Origin of the sequence: Mesorhizobium sp. M0018, assembly GCF_040323955.1 — a bacterium.
Lineage (GTDB): Bacteria > Pseudomonadota > Alphaproteobacteria > Rhizobiales > Rhizobiaceae > Mesorhizobium.
On the sequence record NZ_JAMYVL010000017.1, the window covers coordinates 39321 to 59724 of the forward strand.

Here is a 20404-nt window from a genome sequence, read left to right on the forward strand (position 1 = left end):
GATTGTGGAGTATAGCCGTTGCCGGCGACGAAAGGGAAGGGGAGCCGGCTGGCGTCCGCCTCGACTAGCCGGGGAAACACAACGACTTCCGGATAAAAACATCCTGGTCTAGGGTCGGCGTCCCGCAACGCCGCAATTGAAGACGTCGAATGCAACACAGCCGCAAACTGACAACGATCGGCTTCGATGCCGACGACACGCTGTGGCAGAACGAACAGTTCTTCCGCATGACCGAGCAGCGCCTCTCCGCGCTGCTCGCCGACCACGCCGAGGAGGATCGGATTTCGGCAAGATTGCTGGAGGCCGAGAAGCGCAACCTCGCGGTCTACGGCTTCGGCATCAAGGGATTTACGCTGTCGATGATCGAGACGGCGATCGAGGTCACCGAAGGCCAGGTGCCTGCCTCAACCATTGCTGAAATTCTCGCCGCGGGCCGCGAGATGCTCAGCCATCCGATCGAGCCGCTTCCCCATGCGCGCGAGACCGTGGAAAAGCTGGCCGGCGCTTACCGCCTGGTGCTGATCACCAAGGGTGACCTGTTCGACCAGGAACGCAAGCTCGCGCAATCCGGCCTTGGCGAGCTGTTTGATGCCGTCGAGATCGTCAGCGACAAGAGCGCGGCCACCTATACCCGCATCTTCAGCCGCCACGGCGACGGCCCGGAAAAGGGCATGATGGTCGGCAACTCGCTCAAGTCGGACGTCGTGCCGGCCATCGAAGCCGGCAGTTGGGGCATCCACGTTCCGCATGAGCTCACCTGGGTGCTGGAACATGTCGAGCCGCCGGTCTCGGCACCGCGCTTTCGCCAGATAGCCAATCTCGGTGAACTGCCGGGCTTGATCGAGCATATTGGCGAGATTGATTGATCAGGTCTGCAGCCGAGGCATCGCGGTAGGCGTCAGGTGCGGCCGACCCCGACCAGCCGGTCGATCACCGGCTGCAGCCGTTCGGTGGTGATCGGCTTGACGACCACTGCATCGATGACGCTGGACAGGCCCAGGCTCTCCGGCGTGCCGGTCTTGACGGAAAGCAGGATCACCGACGGAAGCGATCTGCCTGACGCCCTTCGCAGTGCATCGATACCCGACAGCAAGGCGTCGCAGTCCCCATTCTCCGCACCGCCGTCGAGAACGACAGTGCCGGGAATCAGCGCATGCAAGGCCTTTGCCGCGGTTTCGGGAGTTTCCGAGATCGGTTTGAGGCCGGACCGCTCGACGATCTTTGAAACCACGACCCGGTTGATCGGTGATTTTCCGACCACCAGCACCCGCGAGAAATCCGGGAGCATCCGCGTCTCCACGTCCCGGCTAACGAAAGGCAGCTGTTTTGCAGTCTCGATGTCGCGATTCGCAGGGCACATGGCGGGGCAGGCCGTTGTTCAATGTTTCAATGCAGGGTTGAAACTCGAGAGGTAATTGGCGTGAGATCACTGCTCATGTCAAGCTCAAATGGCGTATCAGGAGAATATCGCAAGAAACATTAAAATTAAAATTAAATGCTTTTCTTTGCCGCCGCTCGAAAGGAGAAGTCGCCACCACAAACGGGCAGGCTCAGCTAAGTTTGGCTGTGCAGCGCGAACGCGTCAACTAACAGCTATAGCCAGATTGACGAAAGGTTGGATGAAGTCGAGGCAAGTCTGTCGCGAGCTTGTCGCATCGCCTCGCCGGACTACCCTTCCTCGTTGGCTACACACGTCTCTTTGATCGACGGGAGATGACAATGGAACTCGTGACTCACAAGAAATTCAAAAATGGCCGGTTGATGCCATGGGGAAAGGGTACGGTCGTTACCGGCGCGAAGGGGTTTGTCTACCTTTCCGGAAACACCGCGACCGCCGAGGACTACGATCCGATCGGCAAAAGCGGCGGCGGCGCCATTGGCGGTGCAGCGGCACAGTGGCGCACAATTCTCACCAATATCAAATCAGACCTGGAGGAGCTTGGCAGTGCGCTCGAGCATCTGATCAGGCTGACCTTCTTCGTTAAGGGACCATTTCCCGATGGCGGCGTTTTGAGCTCTCCCAATTTTCGCCTGGACGTCTTGGACGAATTCTTTGCGGTGCACTGCCCGAAGCACTGCAGCTACAACAACCCGCCGCCCTCGGAAATTATTGGCGTTGCAGCGCTTGCGCAGCCTGATCTTGTCATTGAAATCGTTGCACTAGCGGCTCTGCCGGATTAGGCAGGGCCGCTGCCTGCGAGGTGCGATAGCCCGCGTTCAAAAAAGGCGCGGTGCGGTAGAATTCATTAGTCGTGGCTCCGCTGTGTGACGATAACCGGGATCAGCAGATCGCCCCAGTTGCCGTCGCCGCCATGGTGCCGTGCCGAGCGCACCAGCTCGACCGAGACGCCGGCCTCGACCGCCTTCATCACCGACTGATTGAGCCTGTGCAGATCGTTCGCCAGCATGCGGATGGTCGCCTGCTGGTCGACATTCATGCTGGTGGCCTGCTCTTCGGCCCGTTCCTTGACGCGGCTTATCGATGCCATTGGTCTTCTCCCTGTGTTGCCATGCCTGTTGTGTTGCCATGCCCGCTTGGGCGTTCCCTCTGTTTGTCTGCTGTTCCGCTATTCCGCCGCCGGCCTGAATTGGGCGTGCTCGGTCGATCCATGCATGGCCGTGGTCGAAGACTGGCCACCGGTGATCGCCATCGAGACGGCGTCGAAATAGCCGGTGCCGACCTCGCGCTGGTGCTTGGTGGCGGTGTAGCCATTGGCTTCCGCGGCGAATTCCGCCTCCTGCAGTTCCGAATAGGCTGCCATCTGCCGCTCCTTGTAGCCGCGGGCGAGCTCGAACATGCCGAAATTGAGCTGGTGGAAACCGGCCAGCGTAATGAACTGGAACTTGTAACCCATGGCGCCGAGTTCCTTCTGGAATTTCGCAATCGTCGCGTCGTCGAGATTCTTCTTCCAGTTGAAAGACGGCGAGCAATTATAGGCAAGCAGCTTGCCCGGATGGTGCTTGCGCACACCTTCGGCAAACGTCCTGGCCTGCGCCAGATCGGGCTTGGAAGTCTCGCACCAGATCAGGTCCGCATAGGGCGCATAGGCGACGGCGCGGGCGATGCAGGGCTCGATGCCGTTGCTGACATGGTAGAAGCCCTCCGCCGTGCGGCCGGCGCCATAATCGACGAAGGGCCGGTCGCGTTCGTCGATGTCGGAGGTCAAGAGCTTTGCCGCTTCAGCGTCGGTGCGCGCCACGACCAGCGTCGGCGTGCCCATGACGTCGGCGGCAAGCCGCGCGGCGTTGAGGTTGCGGATGTGTGCGGCGGTCGGGATCAGTACCTTGCCGCCGAGATGGCCGCATTTCTTCTCCGAAGCCAGCTGGTCCTCGTAATGGACGCCGGCCGCACCCGCCTCGATGAACGCCTTCATGATCTCGAAGGCGTTGAGCGGCCCGCCGAAGCCGGCTTCCGCGTCGGCGACGATCGGGGCGAACCAGGTGTCGACCGACAGCCCGTTGCCTTCCGAAGTCTCGATCTGGTCGGCGCGCTGTAAGGTGCGGTTTATGCGCTTGACCAGCTCGGGCGCGGCATTGGCGGGATAGAGCGACTGGTCCGGGTACATGGCGGAAGCGGTGTTGGCATCGGCGGCGACCTGCCATCCTGACAGATAGATCGCTTTCAGCCCGGCCCGCACCTGCTGCATCGCCTGGTTGCCCGACATGGCACCGAGCGCGTTGACGAAATCCTCTTCATGGATGAGCTGCCACAGCCGGTTTGCCCCCATTTCGGCGAGGCTCTGCCGGATCTGCACCGAGCCGCGCAGCCGCTTCACGTCGTCCGGCGAATAGGGCCTTTCGATGCCATCAAAGCGGCCTTGCGGCGCCGACGGGACGAGGTTGTAAAAGTCGGTCATTGATCACTCCAGGCGGTTTTGATGCCGGTTTAGGAAGGCGTCGCAGAGGGAAAATATGTGCGCCATATGTGTGACACCATTTACACGTCGGCACGACGCAAGCGAGGTAAACCTCCTGATCAGTCATAAAATAAGGGAAAACCTGTGTTGTGTTTGACTGATGAGAGCTGTAAATCTGTCATGATTGTAAAGACAGCCATGCCATCAGCGGATGTAAATTTCTGTCAAGGAAACTCGATTGGCCGACCACAAAATCTTTGCCGGGCCGCGCATTCGTCGCATCCGCAACGCCAAGGGGCTGACCCAGACGGCGATGGCCGAAGGGCTCGGCATCTCGCCGTCCTATCTCAATCTCATCGAGCGCAACCAGCGGCCGCTGACGGTGCAACTGATCCTGAGACTGGCAACCGTCTACAAGGTCGACCCACATGAATTGCAGGGCGAGGCGAGGGGGTCGGTCGCCGATTTGAAGGAAGTGTTTTCAGATCCGTTGCTGGCCGGCGAACTGCCGGGCGACCAGGAACTCATCGAGCTTGCCGAGGCGGCGCCAAATGCTTCCGCCGCCGTCATAAAGCTGTTTCGCGCCTATCGCGAGCAGGCCGAGCGATTGTCGGATATCAACGAGCTGCTCGCGCGTGAGGGCAAGGCCACCGCCCTCTCCGGTGCCAGGCTGCCGATCGACGAGGTGCATGAGATTTTCGAACGCCGGCCGAACCATTTTGCCGCGCTCGAAGAGGAAGCCGAGGCATTCACGTCGGTGCTCGATCCCGGCGACGATCTGTTCAGTGCGTTGAAGGCCTGGCTGCGGCGTGAATTCGGCATCGTCGTCAAGGTACTGCCGGTCGCCACCATGCCCAACTGGCGGCGTCGCTATGACCGTCACTCGCAGCGCCTGTTCCTGTCCGAGCGGCTGTCGCCATTCGATCAACTGCGCGAGGTGGCGATGGAGGCCTGCCTGATCCGCATGAGCGTCGCTGTCGCCGCCGAGATCCAGGTGCTGAAGCTGACCACCGACGAAGCCCGCCGGCTGGCGCGTTTCGAGCTCGGCCGCTATGCCGCGCACGCGCTGATGATGCCCTATCAGCCTTTTCACGCGGCGGCGGTCCGCGCCCGCTATGACATCGACATGTTGCGGTCGCGCTTCGGCGTTTCGTTCGAGCAGGCGGCCAACCGGCTGACCACCCTGCAGCGGCCGGGTGCGCTGGCTGTGCCGTTCTTCATGCTCGAGGTCGACAATGCCGGCAATCGCTTCCGCAAGGCGGGCAGCCACGGCTTTCCGCAAAGCCGCTTCGGCGGCGGCTGTCCGAAGCTGCCGGTCCATGCCGCCTTCGCTCAGCCCGGCCAGATCCTGGTCGAGGCAGTGGAAATGCCAGATGGCGCAGCGTTTCTCTGCATTGCCCGCACGCTCGAGGGGCCGCAGGGCTCGTTTGCCGAGCGCCCGCGGCGCACGGCGCTGTTGCTCGGCTGCGACATCGGTTTTCGCGACGAGGTCGTCTATGGAGCGGCATTGCCGGGGCCGGCCGCCATCGGCAAGACCGGACAGAGCGCCGCTGCGCTGGCGACGCCGGTCGGCCCTGCCTGCCGGCTGTGCGAACGCATCGGCTGCCTCGCCCGCGCCGAGCCACCCGTTACACGTCCGCTCGGCCTCGACGAGATGGTCACGGGACTGTCGGCGTTCGATTTCCAGTGATTCGGCTCCAGCAATATTGCGGCTGAATCTTCGACCAAAGGACCTCATCTGTTCCTGCGGCGGCAACCAGTAAGCTGGTTCGCGGTTGCCGGCCAAAATATTGGTTCAGCCAAAATATTGATTCAGCCGAATATTGATTCAGCATTGACGGTACGGTATCAAAAAAAAGAACTGCGCAACGGTCGGGGGATCAATCATGGGCAGGACAGTTTTTTGGCTTGGCTTGGCGCTCGCGTTTTTGGCCGATCCCGCATTGGCTGAAAAGTCCTCGGATTTCTTCAATTCCTATCAACACTACAATGATGCCGGCAAGGCGTTCCTGGACAAGATCGATCCGAAGACCGGCGCGATAAATCTTGCCGAAGGCATCCATCTCGACCTCAAGGACAAGTTCTATTTTCTGGACAAGAAGGACACGCTCTCCGTCCTCACCGAAGCCTGGGGCAATCCGCCCGACTCTGGTTCCGATGCCCTCGGCATGATCTTTCCAGTCTCCCATGATCCCATTGCCGACAACAATTGGGGGATAGAGCTGCGCTGGGAAAAGATCGGTTACGTCGACGACAGCGACGCCGCGTCCATCGATTACAATGAACTGCTGCGCAACATGCAGTCAGACACTCTGTCCGGCAACGATCAGAGGGTAAAGGATGGCTATGCGCCCATTACGCTGATCGGCTGGGCGTCGCCGCCGGTTTATGACGCGGCCCACAAGCGCCTGCACTGGGCCAAGGAGCTGCAATTTGGCAACGATGTCGCCCATACGCTCAACTACGACGTCCGTTTCCTTGGCAGGGAGGGCGTCTTCGTGATGAGCTATATCGCGACGGTGGAACAATTGCCGGAGATAAGGCAAAGCCTGGATGAGGTGCTTGGCCTCGCGGACTTCAATACCGGCAAGACATACGCCGATTTCGTGCCGGGCGTCGATACGGTTGCGGCGATTGGCGTCGGTGGCCTGATTGCCGGCAAGCTGGCGGCGAAAGCAGGTTTTCTGGTCGTGGCGCTGATCGCGCTGAAAAAGTTTGGCCTGCTCCTGCTGGTTCCGCTGGCCGGTCTCTGGCGTTTTATCCGCGGCAACAAGAGCACCTCGTAACGCATCATCGACAAGTCGCCTCGGATCATCGCCGGGCGAGGGGCGAGGCGCCCTCATCAGTGCGCCAAACGGAACATCGAACTGGATCACGCCCGGCCTTCTGCTTTGCGTTACGCGAATGAGGCACGTCTCTGTCGTCCATTGCACATCGTGCTGCTCCGAATTCGCCGACAGTCATACCCATGACCGATACCGCATCATCTCCGGTTGCCGCTTCGCCGATCGTGTCGCCGCAAGGCGAACGCGTCGGCTTCCTGCTGGTATTCCTGTCGGCGTTGATGTGGAGCTTCGGCGGCAGCATTGCGCGCTTCATCGACAACGCCGACAGCTGGACGGTGGTGTTCTGGCGCTCGGTCTGGGCCGCCGCCTTCCTGCTCTGCTTCATGGTCTGGCGCGATGGCTGGCGTGGCACGCTGAAGCTGTTTCGCGGCATGGGCCTGGCCGGCCTTGCGGTGGCGTTCTGCTTCGCCACGGCGTCGACCTCTTTCGTCGTGGCGCTTGCCTATACCACCGTCGCCAACATCCTGTTGATGCAGGCCGGCGTGCCGCTTCTGGCGGCGCTGTTTGCCTGGGCGCTGTTTCGCGAACGGGTGGCGGTGGCGACCTGGGTGGCGATCGCCGCCGTCATTGCCGGCGTCGCCATCATGGTGTCGGAATCGCTCGATGGCGCGGTGTCGCCGATCGGCGACGGGCTGGCGCTGCTCATCGCTGTCATGTTCTCGATCGCCACCGTCATCACGCGCCGCTTTGCCCATGTGCGCATGACGCCGGCGACCTGCCTCGGCACGATGCTGGCGGCCGCCTTTGCGGCATCGCAGGCGTCGGCGCTGGGCGTCTCCAGCCACGATATGGGCTTCCTCTTTGCCTTTGGCGTGATCAATCTGGGACTCGGTCTCGCCTTCTTCGCCACCGGTGCCCGGCTTGTTCCGGCCGCTGTGGCGGCGCTGCTCGGCACGTTCGAACCGATCCTTGGCCCGATCTGGGTCTGGCTCATTCATTCCGAGGTGCCGTCGGCGCGTACCATCGTCGGCGGTGCCGTCGTCGTCACCGCGCTCCTCGTCCATATCGGGCTCGAGTTCAAGCGCCAGACGCGGCCCGCGCGAGCGGGCGTCATCGGTGTGCCGTCACCTAATTGATGCAGTGCGCGCGTCAAAGCGAGATGAACCATTGACAACGTCGCAGCCGCGCGGGCAGGCTGCGATCACGGCAACAACAAGACAGGCGTATCTTGCCAAGTCTCCATGCCGGCCGCATTGAGGCCGGACAATATCGTCGTCTCCCTGCCCGCGCCGTAGCGAAAGCTTCCGACGGCGTCGGAACACCACCAACGCCACGCCAGGTCTTCGCTGTCGGCTCGCCGCCGAACCATAATGGCGCCGGCAATTCGCGCTTGTCGCCTGCCTGCAAGCCCAATACCTTGAAGCAAATGCCCAGCCGCGCGGACGCCGCGACGAGCTGGCGACGGAACACTCATCAAAGGAGAATAGCATGACCCGCAAAGCGCTCTGGCTTTCGGCGACTTCGGCGTTTCTGGCAGTTTTTACCTTTGGCGCGCATGCCGAGGATCGCGTCGTCAACGTCTTCAACTGGTCGGACTATATCGACAGTTCGATCATCGACGACTTCACCAAGGAAACCGGCATCAAGGTCGTCTACGACACTTTCGATTCCAACGAGATCCTGGAAACGAAACTGCTCGCCGGCGGCAGCGGCTACGATGTCGTCGTGCCCAGCGGCAATTTCCTTGCACGCCAGATCCAGGCGGGTGTGTTCCAGAAGCTCGACAAGTCGAAACTGCCGAACATTTCAAATATGTGGGACACTGTCATGGAACGGACCGCCAAATATGATCCCGGCAACGAATATTCGATCAACTACATGTGGGGTACGGTCGGCATCGGCTACAACATCAAGAAGGTGCAGGCAGCGCTCGGCACCGACAAGATCGACAGCTGGGACGTGTTCTTCAATCCCGAAAGCCTGGCCAAATTGAAGGACTGCGGCGTCTATGTACTGGATTCGCCGGCCGACATCATACCGGCGGCACTGAAATATCTGGGCCTCGATCCGAACAGCACGTCGCCCGATGAGATTGCCAAGGCCGAAGAAACCTTGCTGAAGGTCCGGCCCTATATCCGCAAGTTCCACTCCTCCGAATACATCAACGCCCTGGCCAATGGCGACATCTGCCTGGCGGTCGGCTGGTCGGGTGACGTCTTCCAGGCCCGCAACCGCGCGGACGAAGCCAAGCAGGGTGTCGAGATCGGCTACTCGGTGCCGAAGGAAGGTGCCCAGATGTGGTTCGACCAGATGGCGATCCCGGCCGGTGCAGCGCATGTCGCCGAAGCGCATGAGTTCCTGAACTACATGATGAAGCCCGAAGTGATCGCCAAATCGTCGAACTATGTGCTCTATGCCAACGGCAACAAGGCTTCGCAGCAGTTCATCGACAAGGCGATCCTGGAAGATCCGGCGATCTATCCGGATGCAGCCACCTTGCAGAAGCTCTACACCGTATCGCCTTACGATCCCAAGACCCAGCGCATCATCACCCGCACCTGGACCAAGATCGTCACCGGCCAATAGCAATCTGACCAGGCTCCGGCAGCCGTTGCCGGAGCCGCTTTCTCATGGGGCAAGCAGCAGGACGGAGTGGGACATGAAATCGCTTGGCAGCATCCGCAGGGATTTTGCGCCATGGAACGATCCGAACGCCAAGCCATACATCCAGTTCGACAACGTCACCAAGAAATTCGGTGAGTTCACAGCGGTCAACAACCTGTCGCTGACCATTTTCGAACGCGAATTCTTTGCCTTGCTGGGGGCCTCAGGCTGCGGGAAATCGACACTGCTCAGGATGCTTGCGGGCTTCGAGGAGCCGACCGCCGGCCGCATCCTGCTCGACGGCCAGGATCTGCGCGGCATTCCGCCCTACCGGCGGCCGGTCAACATGATGTTCCAGTCCTACGCCTTGTTTCCGCACATGACGGTCGAGAACAATATCGCCTTCGGCCTCAAGCAGGAAGGCATGGCCAAGGCCGACATCGACAAGCGCGTCGCCGAGATGCTGAAGCTGGTCAAGCTCGAGCAGTTCGCCAAGCGCAAACCGCACCAATTGTCGGGCGGCCAGCGCCAGCGCGTCGCACTCGCGCGCTCGGTGGCAAAGCGGCCGAAAGTCCTGCTGCTCGACGAGCCGCTTGGCGCGCTGGACAAGAAGCTGCGCGAGGAGACCCAGTTCGAGCTGATGGACCTGCAGCAGAACCTCGGCCTCACCTTCGTCGTCGTCACCCATGATCAGGAAGAGGCGATGACGATGGCCGACCGCATCGCCATCATCGACAAGGGCGAGGTGATGCAGGTGGCGACGCCGGCCGAGGTCTACGAAGCGCCGGGTTCCCGCTTCGTCGCCGGCTTCGTCGGCAATGTGAATATGTTCGACGGCAAGATCGCGGCTGGCGAGGCCGGCAGCGCGAGCATCGATGCCGGCAACGGCATCACCATCCGGACCGAAAATGCCGGCAGTGCCGCCGCCGGAACATCCGTCACCTTCGCCATCAGGCCGGAGAAGATCAAGGTGTCCTCCACGAAGCCGGCCGGTGCCGTCAACGCCATCGAAGGCGAGGTCTACGACATAGCCTATCTCGGCGACATGACCGTCTATCACGTCAGGCTGGACGACGGTCAGGTGGTGCGGGCGAGCACCATGAACGCGGCACGCCTCACCGAGGACCCATTGACCTGGAACGACCGCGCCTGGGTTTCTTTCCGCCCCGACGCCGGCGTCGTCCTGACACGGTAGGGACTGATCATGTCCGCTGTCACCGCCGCAACAAGCTCTCCGGCAAGCGCTGCCGGCAAATCCGCCTTGGTCAGGCTGGGAGTCGCCTTCGTTAGCCAGCTCGTCATCATCATCCCCTACCTCTGGCTGCTGTTCTTCTTTCTCGTGCCTTTCATCATCGTCTTCAAGATTTCGCTGTCGCAGACTGCGATCGCCATGCCGCCCTACACGCCGGTGCTCGATTTCCGCAGCGGCATTTCCGGGTTTATCTCGGAATTCGGCGCGCTCAATTTCGACAACTATACCTGGCTGACGCAGGATGCGCTTTACTTCAATGCCTATGTGACGAGCGTCATCGTCGCCGCCATCTCGACGGTCCTGACATTGCTGGTCGGCTATCCCATAGCCTATGGCATGGCGCGCGCCCCAGCGACGATTCGCCCGACCTTGCTGATGCTGGTGATCCTGCCGTTCTGGACCTCGTTCCTGATCCGTGTCTACGCCTGGATCGGCATCCTTAAGCCCGAGGGCCTGCTCAACCAGCTGCTGCTCGCCACCGGCATCATCAGCCAACCGCTGATCATCCTCAACACCTATACGGCGATCTTCATCGGCATCGTCTACTCCTATCTGCCGTTCATGGTGCTGCCGCTCTATTCGTCCTTGGAGAAGATGGACCATTCTCTGATCGAGGCCGCCAAGGATCTCGGCTGTCCGCCGACCAGCGCCTTTTGGAAGATCACCTTCCCCCTGTCGCTGCCCGGCGTCATCGCTGGCTGCCTGCTGGTGTTCATTCCCGCCGTCGGCGAGTTCGTCATTCCCGACCTGCTCGGCGGCTCGCAGACGCTGATGATCGGCAGAACGCTGTGGAACGAGTTCTTCGCCAACCGTGACTGGCCGGTGTCCTCCGCCGTCGCCGTTATCTTGCTGCTGCTGCTGATCGTGCCGATCATGCTCTTCCAGCGAGCCCAGGCGCGCGCCCAGGAGCAGGACCAATGAACGCGACCTGGAGCCGCTTCAACATCATTTCGATCGTGCTCGGCTTTGCCTTTCTTTACCTGCCGATCGTCCTGCTCGTCGTGTTCTCTTTCAACGAATCGAAGCTGGTCACCGTCTGGGGTGGCTTCTCGACGAAATGGTACGTGTCGCTGTTCCACAACCGGGGTCTGATGGACGCCACCTGGGTGACGGCCCGCGTCGGCGTCATCTCGGCAAGCGTGGCGACCGTGCTCGGCACGCTGGCGGCGCTCACCTTGACACGCTACACGCGCTTTCGCGGCCGGCTGCTGTTTTCCGGCATGGTGTTTGCGCCGCTGGTCATGCCGGAAGTCATCACCGGCCTGTCGCTGCTGCTGCTCTTCGTCGCCGTCGGCCTCGACCGCGGCTTTCTGACGGTGACGCTTGCCCACACCACGCTGACCATGTGCTTCGTCGCGGTGGTGGTTCAGTCGCGCCTGATCACTTTCGATCGTTCGCTGGAAGAGGCCGCGATGGACCTCGGTGCGCCACCGGTGAAGACCTTCTTCCAGATCACGCTGCCGGTCATCATGCCGGCTATCGTCTCCGGCTGGATGCTGGCCTTCACGCTGTCGCTCGATGATTTGGTTATTGCCAGCTTCACCTCGGGACCCGGCGCCACGACGCTGCCGATGAAGATCTACAGCCAGGTCCGCCTTGGCGTGACGCCGGAAATCAACGCAGCCTGCACCATCTTGATCGCGGTCGTCGCAGTTGGCGTGATCATCGCTTCGCTCGCAAACAAACGCCGCGAGGTGCAGCGCCAACGCGACGAGCAGGCCGCGCAGCGCGGTTGAAGCTGCTGCTTACTCTCCCGAAACGCCGCGGCTTATCGGCGAGATGAACGGCGTGCTCCAGGTGCCGCCGACGAAGAAGGACGACTGATTGGGTCCCTGGCCGTTCGTCTGCGTGGCAGCCTGGCTCGGCTGGACGATGCCGCCGGACAGCGCCAACCCGCGTCCGGCATAGGATGCGATGCCGGAAAGCCAGATCTTGTATTGCGCGGAATTCACCTCGGCCTTGTCGATGCGCGCCACGCCGTTCGAAACGCTCGCCTTGAGTTCGGCCCCGTCGATCGGCAGCGTTCCGTCCGAGACGTCGTCCAGTGCGAAGAATCCGCCCTGTTCGGTGTGCTTGAGGAACGCCGGCAGGTTAAGCCGGCTCAGCGCACCCGCGCCGAACGTCGCGGACAGCGAGCCATTGGCGTTTTCGAAAATCGAGTCCCAGGTTCTGCCAGGCCCCTTGAGGATGACCGAAACGGTTCCAGTGCCGATCGGCACCAGCCGCGTCATCCCGGCCGCGGTGCCGAAAGCGCCGCCGTCGATATCGGAAGCAAGCAGCCGGATCTCGACTTCCGTGCCGGCGGGCTTGCGGTCGAAACGGACGCTGCTCTGGACGTTGCCGCCAAAGGCGGATGCATCCGAGATGTCGAAGACGGCAAGGCCGTTCTTGACCTGGGCAGTGGCAGCGACGTCGGCAAGCTGGATGGCGCCGGCGGTGGCATGCGCCGCCGACAGCCTGAGATCGAGATTGATCCGGTCGGCGAAGCTTGTGTCGATCTCGCCCGGGCCGGTGCCGCCGGCGGATGGTACCGGCGTAAAGGCGGAGAGAAATGATCTGAGGTCGAGCGTATCGAAGGCAAGTGTGCCGGAGATCACCGGCAGTGCCTCACCATAGGTGAAGTCCAGCGCACCCATTCCCGGGTTGTTGTCGAGGGTCAGGGCCGTGTTTTCAAATTTGACGCGCCCGGCCGTTGCCGTGATCTTGCTTGAAACCGAGATCGAGCCGATTGCGGCACCGGGCGCGATGCCGGCCTGCGACCATTCGAGCACGCGTCGGAGCGAAGGTGCGGCGAATTTCGCCTGGCCGTCGAAATAGCCGTTCTCCGACATGCTGGCGCGGCCGTCGAACGAAAAACTGGCCGGTGCCGCCTTGAAGGAAAATGTGGCCGGTGCTGTGCCGCCACCAAACAGCACGAGCGGGTTCGGCGATGCGGCGTCGATGGCAACGCTTTCGCCGCGCCATATCCCGGTCGCCGACAGCGTCGCATTGCTGTTCATCGCGGCCCAGTTCGCCTGGCCGCTCAGGCTGCTCAATATCTCCTGTTCCTTGCCACCGATGGCAGCCACTACGCGGCCGTCCCTGAACTCGACTGTGCCGAACGGATCTGTCGGCAGCTTGCCGAGATCCGGCTTGGCGGGATTTGTGTTGATAACCGCGCGGGCAGCATCGATCGAACGCGTAATGCGCCCACCGCTGGGAATCGCAGGCAGGAAAAACCCGCTAGCGGTACGCTGAACCCGGATCGTCGGTCTTACCAGCCGCGCCGTCGAAAACACCACATCGCCACGCAGCGCCGCCATCGCTGAGAGGTCGACCTCGACCCGTTCGGCCTCGACCACGGGCGGCGCATCCGTCTCTGTCCATTGCGACAGCGTCACGTCGCTCAGGATCGCCCGGAAATTCGGCCAGACCTCGATACGCGGCGCGCCGTCGATGGTGACCCGGAAACCGCTCCACGCGCTCATTTCCCACGCGATACGGTCGCGTACGATGCGGGTCGAGGCGATCAACGGCAAGGCTGCGACAACCAGCGCGATGACGATGACGGCTGCGCCGATCGCCCATATTCCGCGTCGGATCAAAGGTGATGGCATATCGCCCCGTATGCTTCCATTCCGACAAAATCGCCCGACGGGTGTAACCGACGGCTGACGCATTTCAAGTCTTTATGGCCCGCCGATGGCATTTGCGCACACCCTGACCGGCGCGGTCCAACAAAATCTTGCTCTGCTGCATCGCGATATGCATAAGCGATGCCAATGCATGTCGCCCAAACGTGCGCAGCGGTTTTGGGATAAACGACATGCATAAAGACAAAAGTTTAAAGCGCGTCGCGTGAATCTCTTCAAACGTGACGTGTTTTAAGGAGAAACAATGATGGCTGACGACGCACCGCTCTGGATCCCGACGCAAGAGCAGATCGACGCAGCGCCGATGACCGCCTTCATGAACGCCGCGGCGAACATGGCCGGCAAGGTTTTCTCCTCCTATGCCGACCTGCATCGCTGGTCGATCGATGATCGCGAGACCTTCTGGAGCCTGGTCTGGGACTTTTGTGGCATCGTCGGCGACAAGGGCGAACGCGTGCTGGTCGATGGCGACAAGATGCCCGGCGCGACCTTCTTTCCTGAGGCAAAGCTGAACTTCGCCGAGAATCTCCTCAAGAAAACCGGGCTTGGCGACGCAATCGTCTTTCGCGGCGAGGACAAGGTCGAGCGGCGGCTGTCCTGGAACGAGCTGCATGCGCTGACCTCGCGCCTGCAGCAGCTTTTGCTGTCGCTCAAGGTGAAGAAGGGCGACCGCATCGCCGCGATGATCCCCAACATGCCGGAGACCGTTGCTGCGATGCTGGCGGCCGCCTCGATCGGCGCGGTCTGGTCGTCCTGCTCCCCAGATTTCGGCGAGCAGGGGGTTCTCGATCGGTTCGGCCAGATCGAGCCGGTCATATTCATCGCGCCGGACGGCTACTGGTACAATGGCAAGGCGATCGAAGTCGCCGACAAGGTCGCGGCCGTGACGGGCAAGCTCGCCACCATCCGCAAGGTCCTCATTGTCGACTATCTCGGCACCTCGCTCGACGTCGCCGCGACCATCGGCAAGGCGGCCGCGCTGGAAGAGGCGCTGTCACCCTTTGGCGCAAGGCCTGTCGCCTACGAAAGGCTGCCGTTTTCGCATCCGCTGTACATCCTGTTTTCATCGGGCACGACCGGCATTCCCAAATGCATTGTCCATTCGGCCGGCGGAACGCTGATCCAGCACGTCAAGGAAGAACGGCTGCATGCCGGCCTGCTCGACGGCGACCGCTTCTTCTACTTCACCACCTGCGGCTGGATGATGTGGAACTGGCTGGTGTCGGGCCTGGCATCGGGCGCCACCTTGCTGCTCTACGACGGCTCGCCGTTCTACCCGGACGGCAATGCGCTGTTCGACTTCGCCGATGCCGAAAAGATGACCTATTTCGGCACCTCGGCCAAATTCATCGATTCCGTGCGCAAGGCCGGCCTGAAGCCGATCCGCACGCATGATCTTTCCAGCGTGCGCACCATCTCATCGACCGGCTCGCCGCTATCGCCGGAAGATTTCCGCTTCGTCTATGAAGGCATCAAGAAGGACGTGCATCTGGCTTCGATTTCCGGCGGCACCGATATCGTCTCCTGCTTCGTGCTCGGCGTGCCGATCGAACCGGTATGGACCGGCGAGATCCAAGGGCCCGGGCTCGGCCTTGCCGTCGATGTCTGGGACGATGACGGCCGCCCGCTCCGCCAGGAGAAGGGCGAGCTCGTCTGCACCAAGGCGTTTCCGGCAATGCCGATCGGCTTCTGGAACGACCCTGACGGCAGGAAATACAAAGCCGCCTATTTCGAACGTTTCGACAATGTCTGGTGCCACGGCGATTTCGCCGAATGGACCGCCCATGGCGGCCTGATCATCCATGGCCGTTCCGACGCCACGCTCAATCCGGGCGGTGTCAGGATCGGCACGGCGGAGATCTACAATCAGGTCGAGCAGATGCCGGAAATCCTCGAAGCGCTGTGCATCGGCCAGGATTTCGACAATGACGTGCGTGTCGTGCTGTTCGTGCGGCTGGCGGCCGGCGTTGAGCTCGACGCCGAGCTGGAAAAACGCATCCGCGCGAAAATCCGCACCGGGGCGAGCCCGCGCCATGTGCCGGCCAAGATCGTCGCCGTCAGCGATATTCCACGAACCAAATCGGGCAAGATCACCGAGCTCGCGGTACGCGACATGGTGCACGGCCGCGCCATCAAGAACAAGGAAGCGCTCGCCAATCCCGAAGCGCTCGAGCTGTTCCGCAGCCTGCCGCAGCTTGCCGACTGACCCCGGCATCCAAGGTGGCGCCGTTTTGAGGTCCCAGGTATCGTTAACAAATTATCTCTTCGGAATTTACCTAGATTTCATGAGTGGTACACATTGGTAAATTTTCCGGCGTGCAGTAAGGATTTGTTAAGGCCCGGCATCAATAGTCGTGCGTAACTTGAGGGAGAAATCCCGTTCCTCTTAGCCCCGAGAGGATCTGATTCGCTCAAGCCCCGTTGTGACAGCAATTCCAATTTCTCAAGGCGTCCTGTTGGACGCCTTTTTTCTTTGCGCAACCATAGCTAACCGGCGAGCACGCGGGTCGAGGGAAAGGCGACTTCGACCAGGGTTCCCTCGCCGGGCGTCGAGTTGATGGTGAACCGGGCCCGGTTCGCTTCGACCATCGCCTTGGTCAGCGGCAGCCCAAGCCCCGTACCGTCGCCACGGCCGCGCTTCAGCGCATTGATCTGCTTGAACGGCTTCAGCGCCTGCTCGATCTCGGACTGGCTCATGCCGATGCCGGTATCGCGCACGCGCATGACGACATCGCCGGAGATCTCGTAAGCCGTCGACACGATCACCTGGCCGCCAGCCTGCGTGTAGCGGACGGCGTTCGACAGGATGTTGAGCGCGATCTGCCGCACGCTGCGCAGATCGGCCACCACTTCCGGCAGCCGCGAGGCGAAGCTGGAACGGATGATGACGCGTTCCCGGTTGGCTTGCGGCTGCATCATCGCCACGGTTTCGGCCAGCGTGTCGTTAAGCGACACCGCCTCATAGGCCATCTCCTGCTGGCCGGCCTCGATTTTCGAAATGTCGAGCAGGTCGTTGACCAGATCGAGCACGTGGTTGCCCGAACGGTTGATGTCGCGCAGATAGTCGCGATAGCGGTCATTGGCCACCGGCCCGAATTTCTCGTCGACCATCAGCTCGGAAAAGCCGATTATGGCGTTGAGCGGCGTGCGGATCTCGTGGCTGATGCGGGCCAGAAAATCGGTCTTCTGCGACGAGGCGCGTTCGGCGACCGCGCGCGCCTGGGTCAAGTCCTCTTCGGCCCGCTTCCACTGGGTGATATCGCGCACCACCGCACAGAAGCCGCTGTCGTTGGGCAGCCTGCCGATGGTCATGAACAGCGGAATGAAACGCCCCTGCGCCTCGCGCCCGATCACCTCGCGGCCATCGTTCATCACGCTTGCAACGCCGGGCTCCGACAACCCCTCGAGATAGTCACGCGCCGCGCGCTGGCTTTCGATCGCAAACAGCGAGACGAACGGTTTGCCGGTCACCTCGTCGCTGTCGAAGCCGAACAGCGCTTCCGCCGGACGGCTAATTGAACGGATCGTTCCGTTACGGCCGATCAGCACGACGCCGTCGGTGGCGGTGTCGATGATAGTGCGCATTTCGGCAATACGTGCCTTGAGCTCGGAAACATCCGGCTGCGTTTGGTCTTCGGCGGCGCCATGTGGAATGGCTGCTGCCTCGTCGTCGCCGGAACGACGTACGACCAGCATCAGCGCCTTGCCGTTTCCCCAGGGCACGGAGCGTAAAATCGCATCGATCGGAAACTCCTGACCTTCGCGCGTTTTCAGCCGCAGAGCGCGGTCGCCGCCATCCGAACTGCCGTCGTCGGCATAAGGGTCGGCAAACAGCGCGCCGAGCCCGCCGGCCTCGTCCAGGGCATTGAGCGTCGCATAGCCGGTCAATCCGAGGAATTCGTCGTTCGCGTAATGCAGCTGGTCGCCGGAATGGATAAGCACCGGCACTGGCAGCTTGCCGAGGATCGAGGTATCCGGCCCCGTGTTGTCCTCTCCGGCAAACGCCGACGGCACGAAGCCGTCGAGTTTGAGCGGTGGTGCCTGCGGCCGCTCGACGGGCGGCACCTGGCCGGCAGCGTCGGCTGCGGCTGCGCTGTCCTCGGACCAATCCTCGCTGTCCTCGGCGTCACGGAAGTCTTCGGCCGTCATGCTGTCGTCGTCGCCATCCCGCGGCGCTTCGGCGACGATCGTTCGACGGTTCGTGCTGGGCTCAATGCCTTCCTGCGCTTCGTCGCTGGGTTCGCGGTCGGCATAGTCGAGCAGCGATCCGGAAACAGGGCGTGTGACGGGTTCGCCGGCTTGCGCCTCTGCTACCGCCTCATCCGGCTGCTCGCCGTCGAGCCGGGCAAGGTCCTTCTGGTCCTCGGCATCGGCCTCTGGCGGTTCGGCGGCAGCCGCCTCGCTTTCCGGACCTTGTGCCGGCATCTCACCCTTGTCCGCCAGCCCGGCTTCTTTCAGCTTTGGCTCGTCGGCCCTGCCGGCTGCCTCGACTTTCTCAACCGGCTTCTGCTTTCCGGCGCCGGGCTGTTCTTCGGCCGGGGTGCTGTCCTTCTTGAGACGCTCGCCAATCTCGCGAAACGCGCTGCGTTCCAGCGTCGACAGGCCCTTGTCGTTGGCCGGCTGCCGGTGCTCGGCCAGCCGGATCACCTTGTCGGCAAAGCGCCGCTCGGGTTTTGGCACGATGGTCAATGCCGGCACTTCGCCCCTGAACGGATCGGCGGGTTTAGGTATCTCGGGGAGAGGTTCGACGGCTTTCGGCCCGATGGTCGCGGCAGGTTTCTCCTCGGCGACAAGGGCCATGCCGACGGCATCCGGATCGACCACCGCATCGCCGGTCCTGGCCACGCCGAAACCGCGAAAACCTTCGAAAACGCGGCTGCGGCTGTAAACCGGGAGCGCCGCCAGATCGACGGGTATCTTCAGATCGGTGCCGGCGACCGGCCACAGCACGGAGCGGCCGGACCAGGTGTCGCGCCGTTCGAGCAGGCCGGCGATCTCGCCAGAAGCATCGAGGCCATAGGCGGCCGAAACATCCTCGAAGCGGCGGCCGATCACGTCGGCGGCAGGCTTGCCGACGAGTTCGGCAAATTCCGGCGACAGGGCGCTGAAATGGCCCTCCGCGTCGGTACGCCAGACGAAACGCATGGGCGCGGCGGTGCGATCGATCGCCGAAGCGCGGTGTTCGGCCGGCGAGGCGGCTTTGGTGGCTTTTGCGGCGCTTTCCGGCGAAGTATCCGGGCTGGCCTGCGAAGCGTCCGGGCTGGTCTCGACTTCGCTGGACGCAGCTGCGCCGGGCGGGACCTGCGCGTCGTCGCCGGCATTGAAGTACCAATGGTCATGCTGCGTCGGCGCGTTGCCAACCGTGCGGTGATCGTCGGCCGCGTCGGCAGGTTCGTGCTCCGCCGATGCCGAGGTGCCTTCCATCGCTGCAAGGTCGATCTCCGCCGCGCCGCTGCTGGCGATCGGCTGCTCGTTGTCCTGGTCCGTTGGTTGGGGAAGATCGCCACCGCTCGGTGCCGCTGCCGCCTCGGTTTCCCCGCCGGCGCGTTCGCCATCGGGAGCCTCGCCGTCAAGCCGGTCCTCGTCGATCACCACCAGCAGGTGCCGCTCTTCCGTCAGCCGGGCAAGGCCCGCGGGATAGGAGCTGGACCCACCCGGAACCAGGCGCTTGACGATGCGGTCGCTCTCGTTCGCCACGTCGGCGACAAGCGCGGCCAGCGTCTCAGGCCGGATGCCGAGCGCCGAAAAGCCGTCCGATGCGGCGTCGATATTGCCCTTGGCATCGACAAAGGCGATGTAGTGGCCGTCTTCCGTAAAGCCACCGATGGCGCGGTCGGCGATCTCGGCGGCGCTGCGCGAGCCGGTCTGCGCCGCCGGCAGCGCCAGCATGATTGCTTCCTCGCCATCGGGCATGGTCACCGCGCTGGCCAGGAAACCGACGGCGCGGCTGGTCAGGCCGGTCGCCAGCCGGACCGTGATGGCACGGTCGCGGCCGATCTGCGGAAAACCGCTGGTTGCCATGATCTGGCGCCGGGCGATCAGCGGCAACCCTGCCGAGGCGCCGATGATAGCGCCGATGTCCGGATAGCCGAATACCGCCGCGCCGGGCCCGTTGGCCCAGATCACCTGCTCGAGATCTGCCGACAGAATGGCGATCGCGTCGCCTGCGGCGAAGCGCAGGCGGACGGCGTCGAGCACGGCGACGTCAAGGAAGGAGTAGTTTTCAGCCGGCATGCGCTTGGCGACCCTCACAGAGCGGGCAATTTGCGGTTA

At 62.4% G+C, this 20404-nt stretch carries 15 protein-coding genes; 10 read left to right on the forward strand and 5 right to left on the reverse strand.

Translation table 11 applies throughout. The annotated features are described in order from the left end of the window. The first annotated feature begins 149 nt into the window (after positions 1–149). Positions 150–866: an HAD family hydrolase gene (locus tag NKJ81_RS22365; RefSeq protein WP_352541759.1), complete on the forward strand. Its 717-nt coding sequence runs from the start codon at positions 150–152 to the stop codon at positions 864–866. Between the two features lie 32 nt (positions 867–898). On the opposite strand, the gene NKJ81_RS22370 is transcribed toward NKJ81_RS22365, so the two are convergent. Beyond that, complete coding sequence (locus NKJ81_RS22370; protein WP_352502068.1) at positions 899–1288, reverse strand: ANTAR domain-containing protein; 390 nt, start codon at positions 1286–1288, stop codon at positions 899–901. A gap of 431 nt (positions 1289–1719) precedes the next feature. On the opposite strand from NKJ81_RS22370, the gene NKJ81_RS22375 reads away from it, so the two are divergent. Continuing rightward, positions 1720–2181: a RidA family protein gene (locus NKJ81_RS22375; protein WP_352541760.1), complete on the forward strand. Its 462-nt coding sequence runs from the start codon at positions 1720–1722 to the stop codon at positions 2179–2181. 65 nt (positions 2182–2246) lie between these two features. Here NKJ81_RS22375 and NKJ81_RS22380 read toward each other — a convergent pair whose 3' ends face one another. Together NKJ81_RS22380 and aceA are read right to left on the reverse strand one after the other, a co-directional pair. Beyond that, complete coding sequence (locus NKJ81_RS22380) at positions 2247–2489, reverse strand: SMc00767 family acetate metabolism repressor (protein WP_023719402.1); 243 nt, start codon at positions 2487–2489, stop codon at positions 2247–2249. Positions 2490–2567: 78 nt separating this feature from the next. Further along, positions 2568–3857: an isocitrate lyase gene (gene aceA, locus NKJ81_RS22385; protein WP_352541761.1), complete on the reverse strand. Its 1290-nt coding sequence runs from the start codon at positions 3855–3857 to the stop codon at positions 2568–2570. A 238-nt stretch (positions 3858–4095) separates the two neighbouring features. Here aceA and NKJ81_RS22390 point away from each other — a divergent pair, with 238 nt between their 5' ends. The 7 genes from NKJ81_RS22390 to NKJ81_RS22420 all read left to right on the forward strand — a co-directional run bounded on the left by NKJ81_RS22390 (position 4096) and on the right by NKJ81_RS22420 (position 12235). After that, positions 4096–5547 (forward strand): helix-turn-helix domain-containing protein, encoded by a 1452-nt coding sequence (locus NKJ81_RS22390; RefSeq protein WP_352472710.1) that lies wholly within the window; start codon positions 4096–4098, stop codon positions 5545–5547. 196 nt (positions 5548–5743) lie between these two features. Beyond that, positions 5744–6643 (forward strand): DUF2167 domain-containing protein, encoded by a 900-nt coding sequence (locus tag NKJ81_RS22395; RefSeq protein ID WP_352541762.1) that lies wholly within the window; start codon positions 5744–5746, stop codon positions 6641–6643. 182 nt (positions 6644–6825) lie between these two features. Further along, complete coding sequence (locus tag NKJ81_RS22400) at positions 6826–7779, forward strand: DMT family transporter (RefSeq protein ID WP_352541763.1); 954 nt, start codon at positions 6826–6828, stop codon at positions 7777–7779. 352 nt (positions 7780–8131) lie between these two features. After that, positions 8132–9229 (forward strand): polyamine ABC transporter substrate-binding protein, encoded by a 1098-nt coding sequence (locus NKJ81_RS22405; protein WP_352472707.1) that lies wholly within the window; start codon positions 8132–8134, stop codon positions 9227–9229. A gap of 73 nt (positions 9230–9302) precedes the next feature. Further along, positions 9303–10442, forward strand: coding sequence for an ABC transporter ATP-binding protein (locus NKJ81_RS22410; protein ID WP_023677452.1), 1140 nt, complete (start codon positions 9303–9305; stop codon positions 10440–10442). Between the two features lie 9 nt (positions 10443–10451). Further along, the gene (locus tag NKJ81_RS22415; RefSeq protein WP_352541764.1) at positions 10452–11420 is read left to right on the forward strand and encodes an ABC transporter permease subunit; all 969 of its coding nucleotides are present in this window, start codon (positions 10452–10454) and stop codon (positions 11418–11420) included. Next, positions 11417–12235 (forward strand): ABC transporter permease, encoded by an 819-nt coding sequence (locus NKJ81_RS22420; protein ID WP_023677454.1) that lies wholly within the window; start codon positions 11417–11419, stop codon positions 12233–12235. The genes NKJ81_RS22415 and NKJ81_RS22420 overlap by 4 nt, the downstream gene beginning before the upstream one ends. Positions 12236–12244: 9 nt before the next feature. Here NKJ81_RS22420 and NKJ81_RS22425 read toward each other — a convergent pair whose 3' ends face one another. After that, complete coding sequence (locus NKJ81_RS22425; RefSeq protein WP_352541765.1) at positions 12245–14095, reverse strand: AsmA family protein; 1851 nt, start codon at positions 14093–14095, stop codon at positions 12245–12247. A gap of 283 nt (positions 14096–14378) precedes the next feature. On the opposite strand from NKJ81_RS22425, the gene NKJ81_RS22430 reads away from it, so the two are divergent. Then, positions 14379–16337, forward strand: coding sequence for an acetoacetate--CoA ligase (locus NKJ81_RS22430; protein WP_352541766.1), 1959 nt, complete (start codon positions 14379–14381; stop codon positions 16335–16337). Between the two features lie 281 nt (positions 16338–16618). Here NKJ81_RS22430 and NKJ81_RS22435 read toward each other — a convergent pair whose 3' ends face one another. Next, a complete protein-coding gene (locus NKJ81_RS22435; protein ID WP_352541767.1) occupies positions 16619–20365 on the reverse strand; it encodes a PAS domain S-box protein in 3747 nt (1248 codons plus the stop codon). Positions 20366–20404: the final 39 nt, after the last annotated feature.